General features: G+C 59.4%; 13 protein-coding genes. 6 read left to right on the forward strand and 7 right to left on the reverse strand.

Going from position 1 to position 23795, the window contains the following annotated elements; all coding sequences use genetic code 11:
* Positions 1–102: 102 nt before the first annotated feature.
* The 5 genes from PSH88_RS06860 to PSH88_RS06880 form a co-directional block, all read right to left on the reverse strand.
* Positions 103–1437: a sigma-54-dependent transcriptional regulator gene (locus PSH88_RS06860; protein ID WP_305425486.1), complete on the reverse strand. Its 1335-nt coding sequence runs from the start codon at positions 1435–1437 to the stop codon at positions 103–105.
* The gene (locus PSH88_RS06865; RefSeq protein ID WP_305425488.1) at positions 1437–3197 is read right to left on the reverse strand and encodes a sensor histidine kinase; all 1761 of its coding nucleotides are present in this window, start codon (positions 3195–3197) and stop codon (positions 1437–1439) included. Before PSH88_RS06865 ends, PSH88_RS06860 begins: the two co-directional genes overlap by 1 nt.
* A 95-nt stretch (positions 3198–3292) precedes the next feature.
* A complete protein-coding gene (locus PSH88_RS06870) occupies positions 3293–6019 on the reverse strand; it encodes an RHS repeat domain-containing protein (protein WP_305425490.1) in 2727 nt (908 codons plus the stop codon).
* Positions 6016–10545: a SpvB/TcaC N-terminal domain-containing protein gene (locus tag PSH88_RS06875; RefSeq protein WP_305425492.1), complete on the reverse strand. Its 4530-nt coding sequence runs from the start codon at positions 10543–10545 to the stop codon at positions 6016–6018. The genes PSH88_RS06870 and PSH88_RS06875 overlap by 4 nt, the downstream gene beginning before the upstream one ends.
* A 191-nt stretch (positions 10546–10736) precedes the next feature.
* The gene (locus PSH88_RS06880; protein WP_007898341.1) at positions 10737–12260 is read right to left on the reverse strand and encodes a fumarate hydratase; all 1524 of its coding nucleotides are present in this window, start codon (positions 12258–12260) and stop codon (positions 10737–10739) included.
* Between the two features lie 481 nt (positions 12261–12741).
* Here PSH88_RS06880 and PSH88_RS06885 point away from each other — a divergent pair, with 481 nt between their 5' ends.
* The 3 genes from PSH88_RS06885 to PSH88_RS06895 all read left to right on the forward strand — a co-directional run bounded on the left by PSH88_RS06885 (position 12742) and on the right by PSH88_RS06895 (position 15658).
* Positions 12742–13848 carry a GGDEF domain-containing protein gene (locus PSH88_RS06885; RefSeq protein ID WP_305425493.1) on the forward strand — a complete coding sequence of 369 codons (1107 nt, stop codon included), beginning with the start codon at positions 12742–12744 and terminating at the stop codon, positions 13846–13848.
* Positions 13841–14776 carry an iron-sulfur-binding ferredoxin reductase gene (locus PSH88_RS06890; protein WP_305425494.1) on the forward strand — a complete coding sequence of 312 codons (936 nt, stop codon included), beginning with the start codon at positions 13841–13843 and terminating at the stop codon, positions 14774–14776. Before PSH88_RS06885 ends, PSH88_RS06890 begins: the two co-directional genes overlap by 8 nt.
* A gap of 132 nt (positions 14777–14908) precedes the next feature.
* Positions 14909–15658 (forward strand): enoyl-CoA hydratase-related protein, encoded by a 750-nt coding sequence (locus tag PSH88_RS06895; RefSeq protein ID WP_305425495.1) that lies wholly within the window; start codon positions 14909–14911, stop codon positions 15656–15658.
* Positions 15659–15864: 206 nt separating this feature from the next.
* Here the strand turns inward: PSH88_RS06895 and pyk are convergent, their stop codons facing one another.
* Complete coding sequence (gene pyk / locus PSH88_RS06900) at positions 15865–17316, reverse strand: pyruvate kinase (RefSeq protein WP_305425496.1); 1452 nt, start codon at positions 17314–17316, stop codon at positions 15865–15867.
* Between the two features lie 175 nt (positions 17317–17491).
* Here pyk and PSH88_RS06905 point away from each other — a divergent pair, with 175 nt between their 5' ends.
* Positions 17492–17869, forward strand: a complete 378-nt coding sequence (locus PSH88_RS06905; protein WP_305425497.1) for a tetratricopeptide repeat protein — start codon at positions 17492–17494, stop codon at positions 17867–17869.
* 242 nt (positions 17870–18111) lie between these two features.
* Positions 18112–18471, forward strand: a complete 360-nt coding sequence (locus tag PSH88_RS06910) for a PilZ domain-containing protein (RefSeq protein WP_305425498.1) — start codon at positions 18112–18114, stop codon at positions 18469–18471.
* A 146-nt stretch (positions 18472–18617) separates the two neighbouring features.
* Here PSH88_RS06910 and PSH88_RS06915 read toward each other — a convergent pair whose 3' ends face one another.
* Positions 18618–18989 carry a DUF6124 family protein gene (locus tag PSH88_RS06915; RefSeq protein ID WP_305425499.1) on the reverse strand — a complete coding sequence of 124 codons (372 nt, stop codon included), beginning with the start codon at positions 18987–18989 and terminating at the stop codon, positions 18618–18620.
* A 562-nt stretch (positions 18990–19551) separates the two neighbouring features.
* Between PSH88_RS06915 and PSH88_RS06920 the strand changes: the two genes are divergently transcribed.
* Positions 19552–23616: a hypothetical protein gene (locus PSH88_RS06920; RefSeq protein ID WP_305425500.1), complete on the forward strand. Its 4065-nt coding sequence runs from the start codon at positions 19552–19554 to the stop codon at positions 23614–23616.
* Positions 23617–23795: the final 179 nt, after the last annotated feature.

A 23795-nucleotide genomic window follows, 5' to 3' on the forward strand; every position in this document is an offset into this window, starting at 1 on the left:
CCCGCTCCCACAGTGACCGAGTTGAACAAAGATTTTGTGTACGACACTGAACACTGTGGGAGCGGGCTTGCCCGCGAAGTGGCCAGTCCAGGCACTACAAGTTTAACTGCCTAAAACGAACATCTCCCGAGTCAGCCCATGCCGCTGCATCTTTTCATTAAAGGTACGGCGCGGCAGTTGCAGTTCTTCTAGCACCGCTTTCACATCACCTTTATGCCGGGTCAGCGCCGCGCGCAAGCAATGCGCTTCGAAGGCTTCCTGCTGCGCCGCCAGTGACTGGCCGGGGTCGATCCCCGCCGGTTCCGGCTCGCCGAGACCCAGCACTTGTCGCTCGGCGACGTTCGCCAGTTCGCGCACATTGCCCGGCCAGTCGTGGCTCAGCAAATGGCTCAGTTGCGGCCCGCTCAAGGGTGCAACGGTGCGGCCCAAACGCTCGGCAGCACTTTGTGCGAAGAACTCGAACAACAGTGGAATGTCTTCACGCCGATCACGCAACGGCGGCAGACGTAACTCGGCGACGTTCAATCGATAGGCCAGATCTTCGCGAAAACGTCCGGCCCGGGCTTCATCCAGCAAATCGGGTTTGGTCGCGGCGATGATCCGCAAGTCCACGTGGATGCTCTGGTTGGAACCCAATCGCTCAAGCTTCTGCTCCTGCAACACCCGCAGCAGTTTCACCTGCTGGGCCAGCGGCATGCTTTCGATTTCATCGAGAAACAGCGTGCCGCCGTCGGCGTATTCGAGCTTGCCAATGCGTTTACCCTGGGCGCCCGTGAACGCGCCGCTCTCATGGCCGAACAGTTCAGCCTCGAACAATTGCTCGGGAATCGCTGCGCAATTGAGCGCCACGAAGGGCTTGTCTGCGCGGGGACCAAAGTCGTGCAGGCAACGGGCAACCAATTCCTTACCGCTGCCGGTTTCGCCCCGGATCAGCACATTGACCGGCAGCGTTGCCAAATCGAGCACCTGGCGGCGCAGCGTTTGCAAACCACGGGAAACCCCCAGCAGGGTGGCATCGAGTTTGGCGCGATTGTCCGCCTGCTCGTGCAGGGCACGGTTTTCCAGCACCAGCCGACGCTTGTCCAGAGCCCGGCGCAGACTGCTCAGCAGGGTTTCCGGGCTGAAGGGTTTTTCGAGGAAATCATAAGCACCGTCGCGCATCGCTTCGACGGCCATGGGCACATCGCCGTGACCGGTCAGCAAGATCACCGGCAAATCGACATCGCGACGCTGGATTTCGGCCAGCAATTCCAGCCCCGTCATGCCGGGCATGCGCACGTCGCTGAGAATCACCCCGGGGAAATGCTTCGGCAGTTGCGCCAGGCACTCAGCGGCGCGACTGAACAGCTGCACTTCGAAACCTGACAGACTCAGCCACTGTTCGACAGCGCTGCGGATGCTGCTTTCGTCATCGACCACCATCACCGAATTGAGCATCAAGCAGGCACCTCCAGATCAATGGGCAACGTCAGGGTGAACACCGCGCCGTTTTCACCATTATCGGCACTCAGGCGGCCGCCTGCTTCGTGAGCGATAGCGAAGGAGACGGCCAGCCCGAGGCCCAGGCCATCGCCCACCGGTTTGGTGGTGAAGAATGGATCGAACACTTTCCCCAGATTCTCTTCGGCAATGCCGCCACCGTTATCGGCAACGGTCAGGCGCCACAATTGTTCATCGGCTTCGAGGCGGATTTCCAGACGCTTGCAGGGTTTGTCGTGCATCGCATCCAGGGCATTGCGCAGCAGGTTGATCAGCACCTGTTCCAGGCGAATCGCATCGCCACGCACCCAGGCCGGGCGGGTCAGGTGGAGCACGGTGCTGACATGTTCGTCTCGCAAGCGCGCATCCAGCAACTGCAAGGATTGATCGACCACCGCCGCCAGGTCCAGCCGTTCGCGCAAACCGCTGGGGCTTTTGCGGGCGAAGGTCTTCAGGTGGCCGGTGAGGGCGGCCATGCGCGTGAGCATGTCGTCCACCGGTTTGAGCGCCTTGTAGGCCTCGTCGACCCGACCGTGATCGAGCAGCAGCCTCAGAGTCGCAAGCTGCATGCGCTGGGCGGTCAGCGGCTGGTTGATTTCATGGGCCAGTGCCGCAGACATCTGGCCAAGGGCCGCGAGTTTGGCCGATTGCACCAGCCCGTCCTGAGCGGTGCGCAAATCCCGGGTGCGTTCTTCCACCAGTCGCTCGAGTTCTTCACGGCTGCGCTGACGCATCTTGGCCAGGCGCCAGCGCTGGTTGAGAAACAGCAGCAAAAATACGATGGCCAGCCACAACCCGGCCGCGGCGAGCCCGGCGTTACGGCGGTCTTCGAACGCGACTTGCGGGCGACGCAACAGGTGCAGCGTCCAGCCTTCGGCGGCCAGCGGCAGCGATTCCCAGAGGTAATCCGCCGTCCCGTCGGGGCCAACGACCCGGGTCAGCGCACTGTTGTCGTCGAAGCGCCGCACCGATTGATATTCCAGCGGGGTCAGCGGTTGTTTGTCGTATTGGCGGGTGGCTTTGAGCTCGGCGCGGTCGCCGTCGCTCAGCGGTTTCAATTGGCGATAACGCCAGCCCGGCTGGTTGGCGATGAAGATAATCCCGCGCGCATCGCTGACCAGCAACGTGTCGCTGCCCTGGCGCCATTCGCGCTCAAGCTCCGGGAATTCGAGTTTCACCACCATGGCGCCGAGGAACTCACCACCGTCGCCGGTCACCGCGCTGGAGAGGAAGTAGCCGGGAATACCGCTGGTCACCCCCACCGCATAAAAGCGCCCGGTGCCTTGGGTTCGGGTCTGGCTGAAGTAGGGGCGAAAGCCGTAATTGTGGCCGACGTAACTGCTGGGCAGGCGCCAATTGCTGGCGGCCACGGCCAGACCGGTGCGGTCGAGCAGTTCAAGGGTTGAGGATTGCGCGGCGCCGTTGATCTTCTCCAGTTTGCGATTCAATGCGAGCTGTTGTTCAGGGCTCACTTCACCGCTTAGCGCGGCGCGCAGTTCCGGGTCCAGCGCCAATACGGCGGGCAGGGCACGGTAGCGGTCAATCAGGGTGTGCAGCGAGTTGGCGTACAGCGCCAGTTGCTGATTGGCTCGCGCGGCATCTTCCACCAACGCCTGGCGTTCGGTGTGACGGATGGCCAAGGTGGCGGCGAGCACCGCACCGGCGATGATCAGCAAGGAGTACAACGACAGGCGCAGGGTACGGGAGGTCGGCAGCATGCGGGGCGCAAACAGGTAGACAGTCGGGCGGGCACCATAGCATGGTGCCCGCGGAAAGAGACAAAGGCATCGGAAGTTCCGGTGCCCCTGAGGCGTCAGAGATGGGTGTTGTTTTTGCGCACCGGAGTGCGTGCTGTCGCTCTTCTTTGAAAAACGCCGCTGCCGCCGGAGCTTTGAGATGAAGTGGATGCTCGACGCGACGATGCATTGCTTTCGCTGATGTTTCCTGGTCTCAAACGGGTGATTTTCTCGAGCATCTCCATTGTTTGCCAAGTGATGCCTGTCAAGTCTTCGACTTCCAGCACTTGTTCACGTAACGAGGTCTGTGCCTTCACTGACACCTCATCCACCAGGCGTTGCTCGGCAATCAACCTGTCGATCGTGTCTATCGATTTGCCCGCCTGCGCTTTTTTGTCCGCTTTGGCTTTGGTGCCTCTGAGCTCGTCGACGTACCCCCCCACTATCGGACCCAGCACAGTCCCGGCGACAGCTCCGGCCAAGGTCACGCTGACGCTGATCGTTTGAAACAGACGGTTGGCGTCTTGTGTGACGTCTTTAGGTGGAAGTGTGCCAGCGGTCGCTGAACCCCAGGTGGCCGGTGGAGACCAGCCCGGGTTGAAGATTGTGGCGTGTAATATCAGCTGCGCGCTGGCGGTCAGTATCGTTGAAACGATTGCTGCGTTAGCAGGCCCTGATGTGGTGACTGGAAGCAACGCCAACCCGACTTTAGAGTTGACGGCCGCCAAAGCCTTTTCCTTGCCCCATTCACGCCACGACTGCTCAGGCTTGGGCGGCAATTGGCCGGGAGGGTTTGCTTCAGGATTGCCCACCAGCGCAGGTGAATTAGAACCTTGCGACGTACTGCTTGCGACGGAGCTTCTGCGTGACGACGATGGGGATGAGATACTAATTGTTGTTTGTGCAGGCGTTAAAGGAGGGGGCGCCATCATGGCCCCTTGCTCATCAACAAAGTTGATCGGGTTGTTTCCGGTCATCCGGTACAGGTTCAATCCATCCACGGTTCCGGATTTATCCGGCTGCGTCCAGCGACCCAGCCACGGTGCGTAATAACGCATGCCGTAGTAATACAACCCGCTGACATCCATCTCCTTGCCCGAATAGCGCACAGTCTTGTAATCGACCTCCACCGCCGAACGCGCTGTCATCCATGCGGTGGCGCCGAACGGGTAGTAGCCTTCGTGGCTGATCAATTGTGCCTGTTGATCCAGTTCCATCAGGCACGAACCCAAGTGGTCATCCAGGCTGTAGCGCAACTGGTCGGCGTCGATATCGGCCGGTTTTCCTGCCTCCCAGTGCAGGCAACGCACGCTGCCGATCCCGGTGGCGAGAGTGATGATGTGCAGTTCTTCGCCGTTGTCCCTGGTGCGGATCTCCAGTCTCGGCAGATAGCGCACCTCGTGAAAATGGCTGGTTTTCGCGGTATGGGTTTCGTGGCGTTTGTAGACCCGCACGCCTTGGCTGTAGCGGTAACGTTCTTCGTCGTCGGGGCCGCTGTCGCGCTTGACCAGGGTTACCGACATCAGCTGATCGCGGGCATCCCATTGCATCGACCGGTCGGGCTGCGGGGCCAGTAGATTGCCGTGGCGGTCGAACAGCGTTTGGAAATCCGGGGTGGGGTCACCCTCAGTCCAACGCACGCCACGGTTGCTGCCAGAGTCGATGAATAACTCGCGAGTATGACTGGCACCGTCGCGCACATGGCGTAGCCCGATCAGGTTACCGCCGTGATCATAAGTGTAGGTCTGGGTGTAGTTGCGTCGATCGTTGGGGGCGGTCGGCACGGGCCGGCCCGGAAGGTCTGACGGCGGGGCGTCGTCGTAACCGGTCGCGGTGATCAGTTGGTAAAGAGAGTCGTAGCTGAATGCACGATGGCCATCGACTCGCTGATTCCCAAAGTGGCTGGGGATGAACGCATGGTCGAGGATGCGGATGATGTTGCCTACCCGGTCGTAAACGTATTCGAAATCCTGAAGGGCTGGCTGCTGGTCTTTCTGCGCGCGTTGCCGTTGCAGGCGCCCATCGGCTGGGTCGTAGGTCCAGTGGCTGGTCACGCCATTGCCGGCCTGCTGTTCAATGATTTGCCCGGCGGCGTTGTACTGTGCGTCCCGCAACACCGTCTGCCAGTCGGTTTGCCCCTTGAGCTTCAATTGCACGTCTTTGAGTTGACCGGCAAGGTCGTGGCGTGATTGTTGCCGGTGTTCGCCGGCATCGATCTGCTCCAGCACTGTGCCCAGAGGACTATAAATGCAGCTGCTGACAAAGGTTTTGGCATCGTGAAAGGTGCGGGTTTCGCGTAGCGGCTGCCGGAGCAGGCCATAGCTGTCGAGGCTCAATTTTCCCGAGGGGTCCACTTGTTCAAGCAACTGGCCGCGCAAGTTGTGGCCGGCGTCGACCGAGGCATCGGCATAGGTAAAGGTTTCGACGTCTGGCTGGTCGTTTTCCTCGATGGCGAGCGGGCGCAGCTGCGGGTCATAGGTGGTGCGCCAATGACTGCCGCGTTGATCCCGGCGCTGAAGCGTTTCCCCGGCCAGCCCTGGCAGGCTCAGACGCCAGCCGGCGTCGGCACTGTCGATTTTCAGCGGCTCGTTGGACAGGCTATAGGTTGTAGCGTGGTTGGGTTTGGATAGGCGCGGGTCCCATTGCTCTATCAATCGTCCGGCAGCATCGTGGCGCTGACGGGTCATCAGGGCGATAGCCGTTTCATTGACGAGAGTGCGCAAATACGCGATCTGGCGAATCGGCAAGCCACGACTGTCATTCACCGTGAGCGAGGGCGTGTGTCTATGGATGCCAGCGGTCATGGGCGCGATCTCTGCGGTTCCGTGGACGGCGGCTCATACGTGTCGTTAAAGTCCTCGCTGATGCGGTACCACGGATGATACGTCTCGCGGGAGAAGTACCCTTTGGCGTTGATCAGTTTGACCGGCCGGCCCAACACGTCATAGAACAGTTGATCGAAATAGCCGAGCTCGCGCAGGGAATGATCGTTGACGTAGCGATGGGTGTTGGCAAAAAACGGCCGGAACTGTCGAACTGGCAAGCCTTTATTGTTGTATTCGACCCGTTCGCTGATGCGCCAGCGCGGGTCGGCGAAAACTTCAAGATACTTACCGTCTTCAATGATCAGTTTGCCGTCGGCGTCCACCGCATAGGCCATGCCGGGCTCAACCAGTTGCTGGGTTTGCAGCGGCCGGCCGAAACCGTCCACGCAGGCTTTGACGATGCGGATCTGGGCCGCAACCGGATCGTCGGGGTAACGGTCGACGTCGAGGCTGACGCTGTGCACCGGCACTCGGCGAACCGTGGCGATGAGTTCGCCCAATGCCTGGTCCGACGCGGTCATGGGAACATCTTGCCGCAAGCGTTGCCGGGCGCTGGCGCAAATATGCCCACTGGGCAGGACATCACCGTTGGCGATCCATTTGTCGAGCAGTTCGGGGTTGACGGTTGGCGGCAATTCTCCCATCCAGCTGAACAGATTCTCGAGCAATATGCCGGCGGCCTGTTGCACCGCTGCAACCGGGTCGGCGATGGCCGGGTCGGGACGAGGATCCTCCGGGCGCAGGAAATCGCTCAGCGGCTTGAAGCCTGTGGCGATACCGTTTTCGGTGCCGAAAAAACTGTGGGCAAGGAGCCGCCCGAACGGTTGGTAAATGGCTTCCTGAGTGTTTTCGTTGGCATCGATGATGCGCACCGTTTGCAGTGAGTGATAGTCATGTTCGCTCCGGGTTGTACAGCCATCGGGCAATTCGACGCTTTTGATCGCCAGTTGATAGTCGTCGTGCTTGGCTTTCGTCACACCATGGCTGGGCGTCTTGTGGTACTCCAGCACGTTGAAAAATTTGGCGAGATTGTCGTACCGGGCGAATCCGTGGAGCGACGACCACACATTCTTTTTCTCGTTTTCCGGTGGCGGCGGTTCGAACAAGGGGGGCATCGGCGTGTACCCGATGTTCGTCAGTTCCGCGCGGATATCGAAGGGCGGCGGCAGATCGTTGTAGGCGTCCAGTGCGGTCTTGTCCATTTGCGCCACTTCCAGCGGTCCGGCCAAGGCTTCGTATTCGGCACGGCCATCGGGCAGCAGCGATTGATCGGACGTCTTGAGGTAACGCTGCACCGATTGTCCGGTCAGTACCCGCAAAGCCTTCCACTGTGCAGAATCCTGACGCAGGGTCAGTTGCTCGAACGAAACAAGGCGCGGCTCCAGACCATTGGGTAGAGGCACTTTTGGCAAGATCAGTGCATCGCTGCGCTGCTGCCAGGGCAAACCCAGGCGCCGACGCTGCGAATCCGGATCCACGTCAATGAACCGGGCACGGGTCTCGTTCACGTAGTACGACTGTTGAGCTTCATCACAGGCGTCGCGCCACCACTGTTGTTCATCGGGGTCGGTAAAGGGCGGATCATCTGATTCGGTCAGGCGGCGAGCATAACTGACCTTTAGCGAATGTATGGGCAGACCGTATGGGCTCCAGCGCAGGTTGATTTCATGCTCACACAATGGGTCATCGATAAATTGTTCGTACCAGTATCTGATCGTCTCCAGCGGTAGAGGCAGGATGATTGCATCGGGATAGTGCTCGCCTTTGGCGCGCACCTCGCGAACCAGGTAGCGGTACTCTTGCACCGAGTAAGGCAGCGCGGTTTTCGGGTCGTCTTCGCCGTTGTAGGTCTCGGTTCGCATGGGCGCCCCGGACATTCCTCGGGCGATTTCATACGGGAGGGTGCTGTCGTCGGACGGCGTGAAGGGTACGTCGCGCCCCTCGACAGGGTCATATTGGCTGATCAAGGTATTGCCCAGCGGGACAGCATCCGTGTCCCCGTTGAAATAACCATGACGGGGTGGATTCATGTACTGACCGATGATGAACCAACTGCAAACCCGTATTGGTGCAGTGAAACCGACATCATCGTCGCCGGTGGCGGTTTCGGCGTCCGCCTGTTCCACATAGCCGAACCCCCGGTATTCACGGGCAAGCGGGTCGTAATAACCCTTGCGGTATTTGAACCTTTGGCTCAGGCAATTGCCGGTGACTTCATCCAGCTGCGTTTGCCGACTGACAACCGGCACAGTGAGCGGCAAATAGCATGCCGGGGCTTCATCCGGTTTAGCAGCGAGCCGTTCCTGCTTTTCATCCAGCCATTCCTGGGCCGAACTACGATAGACGACACTGGCGCTGCAGCCCATGTTGTTGTTGCTGGACGTGATCAGGTAGGGCTTGGCCGACAGAAAGTCGTAGCACCAGTGATGCGGCTTCATGTGCGGCTTCGTAAAGATCAGGCTGGCACAGCCCAGACCCTGCCGGTCGACAAGCGTGACCTCGCACAGCCGGTCGTATCGCACGTCCGTGGGCCATGGCACGCTGATCGGTGTTTCTTCCAGGCCCTTGCCGCCCCGGTTCAGGTAAATCTCGAACCCGTCGGAATTCAGGTAGATCAATGCCGGTGCGCCGGATCCATCAACGTCGGCGATCCGCACCCGTGCGGCATCGAACCCGCCGTACAGGAATTTGGGGCCGGGGAGCACCCGACCCTTGCCGAATTTGCCATGGCCCAGGTTCGGCCAGCATTTGATTTCGTCGTGGCGGATGCGGCACAGCCCACTCGTGTCGGCACCCAGCAGGTTGCTCATAAACACCAGTTCGCTGCGGTGATTGCCGAACACGGGAAGGCGGTCATCCACAGGCTTATGGGGAACGTCCTGGGGGGGCTGGAAACCCTCCTCCAGATTGTTGCGGTAAATGCGCACGGCGCGAGGCCCGATCACTGCCAGCGAAAGGAGCCCTTCGCCCGCCAGATCTCCTAATTGCGAATGCGGGCCGAAGAGCTCCGGCGGGATCTTGGCGAAGGTCTGGAATTCAGCCCACGTGCGATCGGCGTTCAATGCCCGGAAGCCACTGAAGCCGGGCTGAGCGCAAACCCATTGGAAACGGCCGATACCGATCAGATCGGTCAGTATCTGAAGCACGGGTTTATTGCGGTCCGCGACCGGTATGTTTTCCAGCACTTTCCAGGGGGCGTAGCGGATTTCATCGGTCCCCGGCGTGTCACGTTCCGGTTCGCGGTAGTACCAGCACTGGTCATGGCTGCAGAGAAAGCCCGGCAAACCTTCGCTGTAAAGGTCGACGCACTTATACAACCCGCCATCTTCGATGCCCGGCATGTTTTCGTCTTCGAACAGGCGTTCCGGTGTTGTGTTGAGGCTGAACGGTGAATGCTCGAACTGCACCGGCGGCATGTTTTCCACAGCGCCGTTGGCATCCCAGGCCTGATAGTGGGCCGAGGTGATGCGGCTGTAGCTCCATTGAGTTTCGTGTTCGTTGTACTTGAGCAGCAGCCGCCGGACCAGCACCTTTCCTGCACCCAGCTCGGCGGGAAAGTGGTGAAACATCAACACCTGCTCACAGCGCCGGCGCATGCCGACTTCAAAGCCGTGCCCGAAGGCTGAGGAGGGGTCTTGACGGGTCAGCCAGGGGCTCAGGGAGGGACCGTCATATTCGGGTTTTTCGGTCAGGGAAGCGGGGCGTTCCCCATAGTCGAACAGCAAATGAAAATGCCAGTCCAGATCGGTCAGATGATCGAACGTCCAACTGTACAGATCCTGGCTGGCCGTGAAGTTGCCGTACAAAACCTGATGCAGATAGCACTGGGCACTGTAGTCATGAACAGGGTCGGGGTCCTGGTCGTCGGTCTTGTAGACGCAGCAGATATGTTCGCCACGGGGGGTCATGCTTTCGCAAAGCAGCCAGATCCCCACGCGTAGCGGATCGTCCGGATCCGCTACCCGCGAGTCCTCTGTTTTGCCGTACATATGCAATGAGCCGTCGGGGCCAAACACCAGCCAGAAAATCGCCTTCGGCTCGCCCGGCGGGTCGATGACAGGCTCCCAGCGCTCCCTGATGCTGAAATCGCTTTCGACCTTCGGCGTGAAGCGCACCACCCTGTGAGGACCGATGTCCTTGCCATTGAAGCTGCTTTCGATGCGGGACTTGATCGTGCCATCCGCATTGCGTTCTTTCGTGCAGATCTGCGCGTCGTGACCGATGATTTCGTCATCGTCGTTATACTGCGGTACACCCTTGTTGGTTCGACGACGGATTTGACCGTTGTTCAGATTCCAGCCGAGGCCGAACGGGCCGTTGCCGGATTGACTGCTGTACGTAAGCGCAAGCTGCGGGTCGGCGCCGCGTCCGGGAGAAATCGGCAGCAGTAGCTGGAATGACGCTTCGCCGGTCGGGCCCACGGGGCCAAAGCCTTGGCCGGCCATGGCGATCGATGAGCTTTTGGTGATGGAAGGCGTGATGATGCTGAGGTCTTGATCGGCCATGATTTCATCCGGTACGCGAGCTGGACGCAGATGCAGTTACGTTATCAAGGCGGGGGTGGGACGTAACCTGTCAAATCTGATAGGGGGGGCGGCGGTTTTATATCAAACAGCTCGGGCAGTTGTGGTTCACGGCCGATACAAAAACGGCCGGTTCACCTTTCGATGACCGGCCGTTTCGGCAGGCGAAGCGCTTACTGCACCTCCACCGCCAGGCTCTCACTGATCTTCTGCTGCCAGATCGCAGGACCGGTGATGTGTACTGACTCGCCCTTGCTGTCGACCGCAACGGTCACAGGCATGTCTTTGACGTCGAACTCGTAGATCGCTTCCATGCCCAGTTCGGCGAAAGCTACCACGCGGGATTTCTTGATGGCTTGTGCCACCAGGTAAGCCGCGCCACCAACAGCCATCAGGTAAACGGCTTTGTGGTCCTTGATCGCTTCGATCGCGGTCGGGCCGCGCTCGGATTTGCCGATCATGCCCAACAGGCCGGTTTGCTCGAGGATCTGACGGGTGAACTTGTCCATCCGCGTCGCGGTGGTCGGGCCAGCCGGGCCGACTACTTCTTCACGCACCGGATCGACCGGGCCGACGTAGTAGATGAAGCGACCTTTCAGATCTACTGGCAGGGTTTCACCCTTGTTCAGCATCTCGACCATGCGCTTGTGCGCGGCGTCGCGACCGGTGAGCATCTTGCCGTTGAGCAGGACGGTTTCGCCCGGCTTCCAGCTCTGCACTTCTTCAGGCGTCAGGGTATCGAGGTTGACGCGACGGGCTGATGGGCCGGCTTCCCAGACGATTTCCGGGTAGGCGTCCAGTGGTGGCGCTTCCAGCGAGGCCGGGCCGGAACCGTCGAGCACGAAGTGCGCGTGACGGGTGGCGGCGCAGTTCGGGATCATGCACACCGGCAACGAAGCGGCGTGGGTCGGGTAATCCATGATCTTCACGTCGAGCACGGTGGTCAGGCCACCCAGGCCTTGGGCGCCTATGCCCAGTTGGTTGACCTTCTCGAACAGCTCCAGGCGCATCTCTTCGATACGGTTGGACGGGCCGCGCTTCTTCAGCTCGTGAATGTCGATGGACTCCATCAACACTTCCTTGGCCATGACAGCGGCTTTCTCGGCGGTGCCGCCGATGCCGATGCCGAGCATGCCCGGTGGGCACCAGCCGGCGCCCATGGTCGGAACGGTCTTCAGTACCCAGTCGACGATCGAGTCGGACGGGTTGAGCATGGCCATTTTCGACTTGTTCTCGGAACCGCCGCCCTTGGCCGCCACGTCCACTTCTACGGTGTTACCCGGAACGATGGAGTAGTGAATAACGGCCGGGGTGTTGTCCTTGGTGTTTTTACGAGCGCCCGCCGGGTCGGCGAGGATCGAGGCACGCAGGACGTTTTCCGGCAGGTTGTAAGCCCGGCGCACGCCTTCGTTGATCATGTCGTCCAGGCCCATGGTGGCGCCATCCCAACGAACGTCCATGCCCACACGCACGAACACGGTAACGATACCGGTGTCCTGGCAGATCGGGCGGTGGCCGGTGGCGCACATGCGCGAGTTGATCAGGATCTGCGCCATGGAATCGCGGGCTGCCGGCGATTCTTCACGCAGGTAGGCCTCGTGCATCGCCTGGATGAAATCCACGGGGTGGTAGTAGGAAATGAATTGCAGGGCGTCGGCAACGCTCTGAATCAGGTCGTCTTGCTTGATCACGGTCATGAGTCGCGCTCCTCTAAAAGACGGGAACATTCAATAAGGTGCTTGCAGCTTGGGTGCATCGGTCGGTTGCAAGCACCTTTCAAGGCACGCCGGGCATGCTGGCGCGACGCTAAAAAGGCGCGGCAGTATACCGCGCCTCGATGGCGGGCACATCCGTTGACAGTCAAACGTTGGTCGCATACCGCCCACATATGAAAGGCCGTTGTGGCGAGGGAGCTTGCTCCCGTCCGGCTGCGAAGCAGTCGTGATGGATTTATCGCAGTTCAACTGAAAGAAGGCAGAGGAAGGCATAGGGCCGCTTCGCAGCCCAGCGGGAGCAAGCTCCCTCGCCACAGGGTTATCTTGAACTCGGGTCATGGCTTTGACGCCAGTTTTCTGCCCCGAAAATTGAATGGTCATTTATCAGACACGCCACTAAAGTGGCATCCGGCCTGTAGAGTAGGACACTCAATCAGCCTCCTTTCCCACGGTGAATCAACGATTGACCCATAACGCCATCCAGCGGCTTTTGCTCAAACGCTTTGCCCTCGCAGCTGGCACCTACGCCCTGGCTTTGCTGCTGCTGTGGCTGGCGTTTTTCACCGGTCACTACCAAGAGTCCATCACCGGTATGGCGATCGGCAGCGCGTTGGTGGTGCTCAGCCAGGCGGTGTTGTTCGCGGTGTTCTCCAGCGGCTGCAACCTGCGCTTTTCCGATCCAAGCCTGACCGAAGTGCAAATACTACTGGGGCTGGGTTGGCAAACCTGGCTGATCGCCCATCTGGACGAAGCGCGCGGCGTGTTTTTGCTGTTGTACCTGCTGATCCTGCTGTTCGGGTTGTTTCATCTTTCGCGCGCGGCTTTCGCCCGTTGCGCGTTTCTGGTGTTTTTCAGTTTCAGCGCCATCACCTTGTGGGAGGGCTACCACTTTCAGCTACCCGACCCGACGCTGGCACTGTTGCAGGTGTGCGTGCTGTTTGTGGTGCTCGCATGGCTGGTGCTTTACGCCCGTTACGTGCGGATGTCGCGCCAGCGTATGCGTCAGCGGCGGTTTGCCTTGCAGGCGCATCAGGACACCCTGCGCGGAATGATGCGCCAGCTCGAAGGCCTGGTGGCGACCGACGAACTCACCGGGCTGTTCAACCGCCGTCATTTCCTGCGCCTGGCCTCTCGCGAGTTGAACGCCATGGAAGCCGACGTGGTGCATGGCCTGGCGTTGATCGACCTCGATCACTTCAAGCGCATCAACGATGTTCACGGCCATGCCGCCGGCGATCAGGTGTTGCAAGCGTTCGCCGGGGTGGCCACTGCCTGCCTGCGCGATGGCGATATTCTGGCCCGCTATGGCGGCGAAGAGTTCGTGGTGCTGTTGCCCGATTGCGACGCCGAGCGCCTGACGGCATGTTGCGAGCGATTGCGCATTGCTTTCATGGATGTCGAGTTGGTCGGCCTGGATGTGCGTCACCTCAGCCTGTCGGCGGGCATGACGTTGTTGGCGCTTGGCGACGATCTGGATGATGCCTTGCACCGCGCCGATCAGGCGCTGTATCGCGCCAAGCGTGACGGCCGTAACCGTTGCGCGGCGGCCTGGGAGAATGTCGATGCCTGAGTTACGGGTCGGCGAACGCCAATGGACAGTGGCGGCGGGGAGCAACCTGCTCGATGCCTTGAATCAGAACGGCGTATCGGTGCCTTATAGCTGCCGGGCGGGCAGTTGCCATGCGTGCCTGGTCAAATGTGTCGAGGGCTTGCCCAGCGACAGTCGTCCCGATGCCTTGAGCCATGAGCAGCGTCAGCAAGGGTGGCGGCTGGCCTGTCAGTGTCAGGTGGTCGATGATCTGCAAGTCGAAACCTTTGACCCGCTGCGTGATGGGCTTGCCGCTCAGGTGGCCGCCAGCGATTGGCTGAGCCCCAGCGTCTTGCGTTTACGCCTGACCAGTGAGCGACCGTTGCGCTATCAGGCGGGGCAGCATCTGGTGTTGTGGGCGGGCCAGGTGGCGCGGCCGTATTCCCTGGCCAGTCTGCCGGAAGAAGACCGCTTCCTGGAGTTCCACCTCGATTGCCGCCAACCGGGGGAATTCAGTGATGCGGCACGCCAGTTGAAAATTGGCGATCCGATCCGCCTCGGCGAGTTGCGCGGCGGGGCGCTGCATTACGACCCGGACTGGCACACCCGACCGCTGTGGTTGTTGGCGGCCGGCACCGGTCTGGGGCCGTTGTTCGGTATTTTGCGCGAAGCGTTGCGTCAGGATCACCAAGGCGCCATCCGTGTCATTCATCTGGCCCATGATGTGGGTGAGCATTATCTGGCCAAACCCCTGCAAGCCATGGCCGACGGCCGGGAAAACCTGACGGTCGAGCTATGGACCGCGGCCGAGTTGCCCGCGGCTTTGGCGCAACTGCGCCTTGTTTCGCGGCAAACCCTGGCCTTAGTCTGCGGGGCGCCCGACAGCGTCGACGCCTTTGCCCGGCGCTTGTACCTGGCCGGTTTGCCGCGCAATCAACTGCTGGCGGATGTCTTTCTACCCCGTGGTTGAGCGCTGATTTTTGTGGCGAGCGAGCTTGCTCGCGCTGGGCTGCGCAGCGGCCCCAAATGTTTGTGAGCGCTGCGCACTCAAGCGCGAGCAAGCTCCCTCACCACAGTTGATCCTCCCAGATCAGGACTCACCATGCCCGATACCATCCGATTTGAACGCGAGCGCGGTTTGCTGACCCTGCGCCTCAACCGCCCCGAGAAGAAAAACGCCCTGACCTGCGCCATGTACAGCCAACTGGCGGAGGGTTTGCGACTTGCCGACAGCGATCCCGACATCAACGCCGTGCTGATCACCGGTGGCGCTGAGTGTTTCACCGCCGGCAACGACATCTTTGATTTCCTTCAGCAACCCCCGAATAACCTCGACAGCCCGGTGTTCCACTTCATGCTCAATTTGCTGGAGTGCCGTAAACCGGTGATCGCCGCTGTGGCCGGTGCGGCGGTGGGGATCGGCACCACGATGCTGCTGCATTGCGATCTGGTTTACGTCAGCACCGACGCCCGGTTGCGCATGCCGTTCGTCAATCTTGGGTTATGCCCTGAGTTCGGTTCCAGCCTGATCCTGCCGCGCTTGCTCGGGCAGGCCAAAGCGGCGGAGTTGTTGCTGCTGGGTGAGGGTTTCAGTGGTGAGCAGGCGGCGGCGTGGGGGATAGCGACTGAGGCTTTAGGCAGTGGCGAGGCGGCATTGGCCAAGGGGCGGGAGATGGCGTTGCGTTTTGACGAACTGCCGCCGGAAGCGGTGCGCATCAGCAAGCAATTGATGAAAGCGCCGGATCGGGAACAGTTGCGCAAGGTGATAGAGGAAGAGGGGGCATTATTCACCCAGCGGCTGCGTTCGCCGGAAGCGATGACGGCGTTGTCAGGGTTTCTCAACAGGCATTAAATCCGCGATGGCCGGGCGGGCTCTTTCGCGGGCAAGCCCGCTCCCACAGGATTTGTGTTGAAATTCGATTTTGTGGACACCTGCAATCCTTGTGGGAGCGGGCTTGCCCGCGATGAGGCCGGCTCAGACAACACATTTTCAGGATCAAAAACCAAAAAGCCCCGCCATTCACATGGCGGGGCTTTTGTTTTTCAGCGAGCGATCACTCAGACCATCGGGTCGCCAACGTGCAGGATTTTCATCCCGTTGGTGCCGCCGGTGGTGTGGTAGCTGTCGCCCTTGGTCAGGATGACCCAGTCGCCTTTCTGCACGACGCCGCGTTTGAGCAACTCGTCGATCGCAGCCTGGCTGACTTGCTCGGCCGGCAAGGAAGCCGGGTCGAACGGTACGGTGTAGACGCCACGGAACATGGCCGCGCGGGCTTGGGCTTCGCGGTGCGGGGTGAACGCGTAGATCGGCACCGAAGAGCGGATGCGCGACATGATCAACGGCGTGTAGCCACTTTCGGTCAAGGCGATGATCGCCTTCACGCCCGGGAAGTGGTTGGCGGTGTACATCGTGGCCAGGGCGATGCTTTCGTCGCAACGTTCGAACGTCTTGCCGATGCGGTGGCTGGAGGTCTTGCTGGTCGGGTGCTTTTCAGCGCCGACGCAGATGCGCGCCATGGCTTGCACCGCTTCCAGCGGGTAAAGACCTGCGGCACTTTCCGCCGACAACATCACGGCGTCGGTGTAGTCGAGTACGGCGTTGGCTACGTCGGACACTTCGGCGCGGGTCGGCATCGGATTCTGGATCATCGACTCCATCATCTGGGTCGCGACGATCACGGCCTTGTTGTGGCGGCGTGCGTGCAGAATGATTTTCTTCTGAATGCCCACCAGCTCGGCGTCGCCGATTTCCACACCCAGGTCACCACGGGCCACCATCACCGCGTCGGAGGCTTTGATCAGGCCGTCGAGGGTTTCGTCGTCGGCTACGGCTTCAGCGCGTTCGATCTTCGCCACCAGCCAGGCAGTACCGCCGGCTTCGTCGCGCAGTTGACGGGCGTATTCCATGTCGGCGGCGTCACGCGGGAAGGACACCGCGAGGTAGTCGACTTCCATTTCCGCAGCGAGCTTGATGTCGGCCTTGTCTTTCTCGGTCAGGGCCGGTGCGGTCAGGCCGCCACCGCGACGGTTGATGCCTTTGTGGTCCGACAGCGGGCCGCCGATGGTCACGGTGCAATGCAGTTCGGTTGCGGTGGCGGTATCGACGCGCATGACCACGCGGCCGTCGTCGAGCAGCAGCTCGTCGCCCACGCCACAGTCTTTCACCAGGTCCGGGTAGTCGATGCCGACCACTTGCTGGTTGCCTTCGGTCAACGGATGGCTGGTGGAGAAGGTGAATTGATCACCGATCTTCAGCTCGATCTTCTTGTTGGCGAATTTGGCGATACGGATTTTCGGGCCTTGCAGGTCACCCAGCAGGGCGACGAAGCGGCCGTGCTTGGCAGCGAGGTCACGCACCAGCTTCGCGCGAGCCTTGTGCTCGTCGGGGGTGCCGTGGGAGAAGTTCAGACGGGCGACGTCCAGGCCAGCCAGAATCAACTGTTCGAGAACTTCCGGCGAGTTACTGGCCGGGCCAAGGGTAGCGACGATTTTGGTACGACGGACGGACATGCAAAGACTCCTGAGTTCAAGCGCTAGCAGAGGCTACTATGGTCTTTGGGTGTAGTCATTGTTCGTATGCACTACTTATTGCTTTCTTTATTGAACCCCCAACAACTTTGCTGCAAGCCATCCTGAAGATTTCCGCCAAGGGGTCGATATAGAGCGCAAGACAGGAGATCCCCCCATGCGATTCGTGCTCATTGCCGTCCTTGCCCTCAGTGTTGTGGGCTGCACCCGTTGGTCGATGAACCATCATTTGAATAATGCCTACAGCGCCTATGACCGTGGCAACTGCGAGCAAGTGATGCTCGAGCTGTCCAAGGTCGAACGCGCAAGCCAGGCGCGGCCTTATGTGTGGCCGGAAGTCTCGATGATGCGCGGCCAGTGCCTGGAGCGGCAAAAGCTGTTCATTGATGCAGCACAGACTTACCAGTTCATCATCGCCTCGTACCCGCAAAGCGAGTACGCCTACCGCGCCCGTGCCCGCCTGGAAACGTTGCAGAGCCTGGGGCATTACCCGACCCGCAGTGCGGCAGCAGTAGTGCGCCCAACCCGGTTCTGATTGAAGGATATTCAAAGGCTGGCTGACCGGCGGCGGTGAGCTATAGTCGAATAGATCGGTTTAGAGCCTTGTTTCTAATTCGAGGTAACACCTGTGATCGGCAGCAGTAAGCGACAGCGGTTGGATGGACTGTCGCACCAGGATCGGGGAGAGCGCGGCTTATGCCTATCAAGCAATAGAGCAGGCCCCGTTCCGAAGCATTAGTGCGGCCCTGCTTAAGGGTCTTGCGTAGCGAAATCAGCATGTTCACTGACCGCCGGATCGAGCGGCATCAACTGCCGTATTTTCTCAAAGTGTTCAACAGCGTCACCGACAAGCCCATTGGCTTTTTGGGCAATCTATCCGAGGACGGGCTGATGTTGATCAGCCAGTTGCCGATCATGGTGGGCGCCGACTTTAATCTGCGCCTGAAAATCCCTACGGATGGACATTGTCAGCAGGTGATCGACCTCAATGCCTGCTGCCTGTGGTGCCACGAGGACGCAACCCCTCACCACTATGACGCCGGGTTCAGCCTGCAACGGGCACCGCCTGAATATGGGCAACTGGTCGAGGCGCTGAAGCAGTACTTCAGTTTTCAGCCGTTGCCTGCCTCGGCCTGAAGGTTGCGGCGCGTTCATTATCGCCATCGCGGGCAAGCCCGCTCCCACAGTTTCAGTGGTGTTCACCTATTGTGTGTTCACCGAAGATCCCTGTGGGAGCGGGCTTGCCCGCGATGGCGTCAGACCAGACGGCCAATACTTAAAGGCTAGGCCGGCTTAATCGCCCGCTCGATATCCAGCGACCGCTCCGCCAGCATCAACCCCATCTCACTCATCTGATAAATCGCCATCGCCAGATGCCGCTGTTTGTCGTCCAGGCTTTCTGCCAGGTCGAGCAGCAAAATGCTCACCGAAGAAAAGGTTTCATAGGTCTGGATGACGAGGGCTTCGGGGTTTGCATCAGCTACGACGGTGAACATTTTCATGGCACGGTCCTGGGATGAGCGCAGCGGTTCGATGTCGGGTTTGAGGTAGTGGTCGAGGGCCTTTTCGGCGGCGGCGTGAAGCTTTTTTGAATCGAGGGAGGCGTAGGGGGAAACCGGGTCGGTTTCTGGGGGATTTGGAGTTGCTTTGAACATAAACGTAAATCCTCTAATGGGGCTGCCACCGTCTCGCGACTAAACGAGGGGTGGCGGCTGTACGCAGGTTAGTCGACCGGGAGGATCACGAAAAAACCGGCGCGCCCGAGGGCGCCCTGCGCACAGCCACCATCAAGTGCGGGGATAGGGATTACCCGACTGGATGACGCTTATGCACCTTTCGCAATACCTACCCGGGCGACTAAACCCGGCCGCTGATTGGCAGCGACGTGGATCAAGTTACGGGGCAAGGCCAAGGTGCACAAGCCGGCGGATTCTGAGGGATCTGTAGGCAAAGGCGCAAGACGTTGTAGTTTGCGGCCGGTGTCGATGTAGTGCCGATAAAAGCCATCCGAGGGGGCGGCTGAAGGCGCTGTTGTCACCCATTGGTTATTCGAATTCCCAAGGGTTGTGTGGTTTTTTATTTCTTATGCCTATCAATAACTGTCATTTCTATCAGTAGGCATGCCGGTGCTGTTTGGTTACGTTGTTATCAACTACGTGCCCTAGGTTTTCAGGTGCGTTTCACGAGCCGAAGAGCCTTACGTGTATAGGTGCGAAAATGGAAGATAAAGCCGTTGATGCAGTTATCAGTGAGTCGGAGCAAGCGCAAGAAAGCCCCCCGGAGCAAATCGATGCAGATATGGATTTGCATGACGAAGTTTTCTGGGCAGATGGTGTTACCGCTACGATAACTGCAATAGGTGGAATAGGCAGTGGGCTGAATAGATTTGCCGCGGTCATGGAGTTTAAATACCGAAATTATGGTGGTTCACTCTTCGTTCGCACAACGAGATATAAAATGACTCAGCCGCCCGGGTATGATCATAAGTACAGAGCGAACATAAATTTTAAGATTGGAATGAAAGGTTCCTATAGGCAAGTGAACTCACCGGATGCATTGTCGCAAGACCGTCAATGGCATACATATGAGAAAGAACTGAGTCTTTCGTGGCAAAGCGGTTATCCGATAGAGATTGCTATCCAATGTGATTTCGATGGCCCGGATGGCGGTGAACCGTTCTGGACGACAAAAAATTATGAGGCAGCCACACCGAATATTACTTTTCCAACAAATTATTTGAACATTGCCGGCTATCCCCTGCGCGTCAGCGGAACAAATAATTTTGCAGTCCCGATAACGGTGAAGTTATGGAGAGGGGGAGACTCGCTGCACGACAGCGTCGCTGCGAGAATCGTTGGAAGTACGTGGACGGCGGATTTTACTGATGGTTTTGTCCCCGGCACTTATCGAGTGACAGCGGAACAACATAGTCTATCTGGAATTTGGGTGTCTCTATTACCTTTGGTTCCACAAGTTAGTTCGCCGGTTTCAAACTCGGTAATCGCTGTGCAGCCAATCACAGTGACTGGCCGCGGTTATCCAGGTGCAGTTGTTGATCTGGTGTATCCTGGCGGTCAACCGTTGAAGGTGGGTATACAAGTGCCTCCAAGTGGAGTCTGGACAACGACCCTGGATACTTTGCCCTGGAATAACGAACTTTCTTTCCATACCATCCAGCGCATCAACGGCATGGATTCTGCCTATCTGGATCCACCCCATAAACTCCGCCTCCTGGGCTCACCGCCCCTCACCACCCATTCCGCCAACCAAAAGGTGGAGCAGAAAATTACCGTTGGTGGGTTGCTGACCGGCCCCTTCAAGAGCGGGACGATCAATGTCTATAGGGATGCCACAAGCACTCGGCTGGGTACCGGGAATGTTCTTTCTACGGGGGGGTGGTCGGCTTCTATTACTTTGACCCCGGGGCCCTACACGGTGACGACGAGTCATGTCTATTCGTCGGTGACGTCATTACGCAGCGCTCCCCTCCGGTTGCGGGTGCGGCCATCCAAACCCACGATTACATCCGCGCTCAATGGGGAAACTGTCAGGCTATCGGGTACGGGGTATAACGGTGCCGATGTCCTAATGCACGTCCATCAAGCTCACAGCGCTGCCCATTACTTTGATGTACCGGTCAACTCAGGCACGTGGGCGAAGGAAATTCCCGGAGAATTTGTACCCGGCAATTACCAGTTCTCGGGTAAACAGAGTGTTTCCGACGGGGGGAGCGGGCGTATTCTCAACTCCGTTTGGGCTGACAATTTGACGGTCAACGTCCCGACACCTGCCCCGACCGGGGTAACCGCCACCGTCAACGGGCAGCGGGCAACCTTCAGAGGCCGAGGGCGCCAGTGGGGAACGAATGCGGTCAAAATCGGTATTTACAACAACGGCATTGCCCTGCCCGGCGTACCACAGGCGAATGTTCTGCCAAACCTCAACTGGGAAACCACGGCAAACGCCGACCTTGCCCCGGGCAATTACACCGCGCTGACGGCCCGGCAATGGGTGAACAATCAGTGGTCTGGCAACAGTGCCAGCTTTTCGATGATCGTGAGTTCGCCTCCCCCCATATTTACCGAACCTCCCCTGACCCCCCCCAGCGGACAACGCCCGCGGATTTCCGGCACTGCCTGGCCCGGGTCCACGATCATCTTGAAGGTCCCGGGCAAGCCCGACGTGCCATTGACGGCAACAGGAGGTTCGTTTGTCCGGAACGCCAGCGAGGACTTGCCACCGGGTACGTGCACCATTACGGCAACGGCGGCATTCGGGGGGCAGACGTCTCCGGTCGCGAGCCGGACATTCACGGTCAAAACACCGAAGCCGGAAATCACCACTGCCGCCAATGCCGAGGTCGATCTTTCTCCGGTCCTTGAGGGCAAAGGTTTCAAAGGGTGTTGGGTGGTTATTTATTCAAACGTCACTCACCAGCCATTGGGGGCTGGGCCGGTGGGGCAGGACAATAAATGGAAGGTGACACTGATTGAGCAGGTTCCGGCCAATTTGACCGTCTATGCCATACAGCAAGAGTCTCAAAGCAGTAACAATATTTCCGATCGAACCGAAGTGCAGACAGTGAAGGTGCGCGTGCCAAAGCCTGGGATCACGGTGCCTGCACAAAACGGCAAGCCGGCGCGTGGGGCGCTGTTTTCCGGCACGGGGCAGTATCCCGGAACTGTCGAGTTGTCGATCAAAGGGCAGGGCCAGCCCTTTCTCAAAGACATTGAAGTGAAAGCAAATGGCACCTGGGAGGCAAAGGTGACGTTGCCGGCGGGCGGCCCCGTCACTCTGGAGGCGAGGCAGCGGCAAAGAACCTACGCCAGTGACCCATTCGAACGAGTCGTCACTGTGGTGCCGGCGGTGCCGGTGGTCGATACACCGCGAAACGGAGCAGCGCTGGGCGCCTTGTTGCGCATTTCCGGGTTCGGTTATCCGGGGGACACTATCGGTATCTATAGACGTAATCGTTATCTCCATTTGGGTAACACTACTGTATCGGCCGCAGGTACATGGTCGGCGAGAGTCGCTCACAACATGATTGCCGGTGATGGAATCAGTGTGCTTGCTTCAGCCGGTGCAGGACTGGATTCGAACCTTTCGCCCATCTTCAATTTTCTTTTGCTCAAACCCGCCCCGAAAATCACCGAACCCCTGGCGGGCGACTGGGTGGGGATACATCCGCTTTTCAGTGGCCTGGCCACGCCCGGGGCGAGCATCGACGTTGCCTCATGGTTCAACACCGACGACGTGCTGGCCCCAGCGACGATAGCGGATGCCCATGGTCGTTGGGCGGTGACGGGCAACAAGGATTTGCGTGAAGGCGCTATGCGAGTGGTGGTGCGCCAAACGGTGGACGGTACGCCTTCGGAGTGGTTTGAGAGCGGTCGCTTCATGGTCGAACGCAAGACCGCCGAATTTGAGGCGCCCGCTGTACATTACCCGCTCCTGGGCCAGGAGGTCGGGCGGCGGCCGATGTTCTCCGGTACGGGGGAGCCGGGTGCCGAGGTGCTCATTGTCAAACAGAATGCAATGTCCACCGAGTTGGGCAGGACGCGGGTTGATCGCAACGGACGATGGGCGCTGCGTTCGCAGATCGAGTTACCGGTGGCGATTACACCCTACGTCTATTCGGTACGGCAGTCCCGTGATGGCGCCATCTCGAAGTGGTTGTTGCCCCACCGCAGTCTTGTCGTGACACAGGTTGCAGCCGGCTTCGAAAAACCGGTAATCGACATACCTGTGGATGATGCCACTCAAGTACTGGAGCGCTATCCGCTGTTCGCCGGCAGGGGAGTGCCAGGGGCGGAGCTCAAGGTCTATCAGGAGGACGAAGGCACTGTGCTTGCCATCACCCGCGTGGATGCCGAAGGCAACTGGTCGGTTCGCAATCAGTTCAGTCTTAGTCAGCGGGTGCGCCGGATATCGACCCAGCAGAATATGGACGGTCAACTCTCGGCATGGTCGTCTACTGTCAGCTTCAACGTAGCAGGGAAGTTGGACAAACCCGTATTCACCTATCCGTCCCAGAACGCGCACGTTTCGCCTCATGCGGTGATTCGTGGTACGGCGTTGCCGAGGGGCGAAGTGCGGCTGTACCAGTCGGGGAATCCGGACAAGGTGTGGGGCCGTGGTGTTGTCGATGGACAAGGGCAGTGGGTGATTGTGACCGAAGCCTTGCCGCTGGGGGATTTCAAAATGGTCGGGCGGGTGCACGCGGGGGCTGATTTCTCGCTATGGACGACTGTGCTTGAGCTGAGAGTGATCGAGGGCGGTTGACCGCTCGTTGTGCCTTCGAATGGCCCTCTTGTGAGGGCCATTTTTTTTGCTGCTTACACGTGCAACAGATTCCGACCAGCGGTCATAAAACCTGTCAGATATGACAGTAGCCCTGTTTCTACAACTAGCGCTAAATCGACGTGACGCCAGCAACCGACAACTCACTTGACGGCCGATGG

The sequence above is a fragment of the Pseudomonas wuhanensis genome (assembly GCF_030687395.1).
Taxonomy (GTDB): domain Bacteria; phylum Pseudomonadota; class Gammaproteobacteria; order Pseudomonadales; family Pseudomonadaceae; genus Aquipseudomonas; species Aquipseudomonas wuhanensis.

What these genes read in the sequence shown, in the direction of transcription:
- PSH88_RS06860 (WP_305425486.1), bottom strand. Translation starts at nt 1,437, where the DNA reads ATGCTCAATTCGGTGATGGTGGTCGATGACGAAAGCAGCATCCGCAGC.
- PSH88_RS06865 (WP_305425488.1), bottom strand. Translation starts at nt 3,197, where the DNA reads ATGCTGCCGACCTCCCGTACCCTGCGCCTGTCGTTGTACTCCTTGCTG.
- PSH88_RS06870 (WP_305425490.1), bottom strand. Translation starts at nt 6,019, where the DNA reads ATGACCGCTGGCATCCATAGACACACGCCCTCGCTCACGGTGAATGAC.
- PSH88_RS06875 (WP_305425492.1), bottom strand. Translation starts at nt 10,545, where the DNA reads ATGGCCGATCAAGACCTCAGCATCATCACGCCTTCCATCACCAAAAGC.
- PSH88_RS06880 (WP_007898341.1), bottom strand. Translation starts at nt 12,260, where the DNA reads ATGACCGTGATCAAGCAAGACGACCTGATTCAGAGCGTTGCCGACGCC.
- PSH88_RS06890 (WP_305425494.1), top strand. Translation starts at nt 13,841, where the DNA reads ATGCCTGAGTTACGGGTCGGCGAACGCCAATGGACAGTGGCGGCGGGG.
- PSH88_RS06895 (WP_305425495.1), top strand. Translation starts at nt 14,909, where the DNA reads ATGCCCGATACCATCCGATTTGAACGCGAGCGCGGTTTGCTGACCCTG.
- pyk (WP_305425496.1), bottom strand. Translation starts at nt 17,316, where the DNA reads ATGTCCGTCCGTCGTACCAAAATCGTCGCTACCCTTGGCCCGGCCAGT.
- PSH88_RS06905 (WP_305425497.1), top strand. Translation starts at nt 17,492, where the DNA reads ATGCGATTCGTGCTCATTGCCGTCCTTGCCCTCAGTGTTGTGGGCTGC.
- PSH88_RS06910 (WP_305425498.1), top strand. Translation starts at nt 18,112, where the DNA reads ATGTTCACTGACCGCCGGATCGAGCGGCATCAACTGCCGTATTTTCTC.
- PSH88_RS06915 (WP_305425499.1), bottom strand. Translation starts at nt 18,989, where the DNA reads ATGTTCAAAGCAACTCCAAATCCCCCAGAAACCGACCCGGTTTCCCCC.
- PSH88_RS06920 (WP_305425500.1), top strand. Translation starts at nt 19,552, where the DNA reads ATGGAAGATAAAGCCGTTGATGCAGTTATCAGTGAGTCGGAGCAAGCG.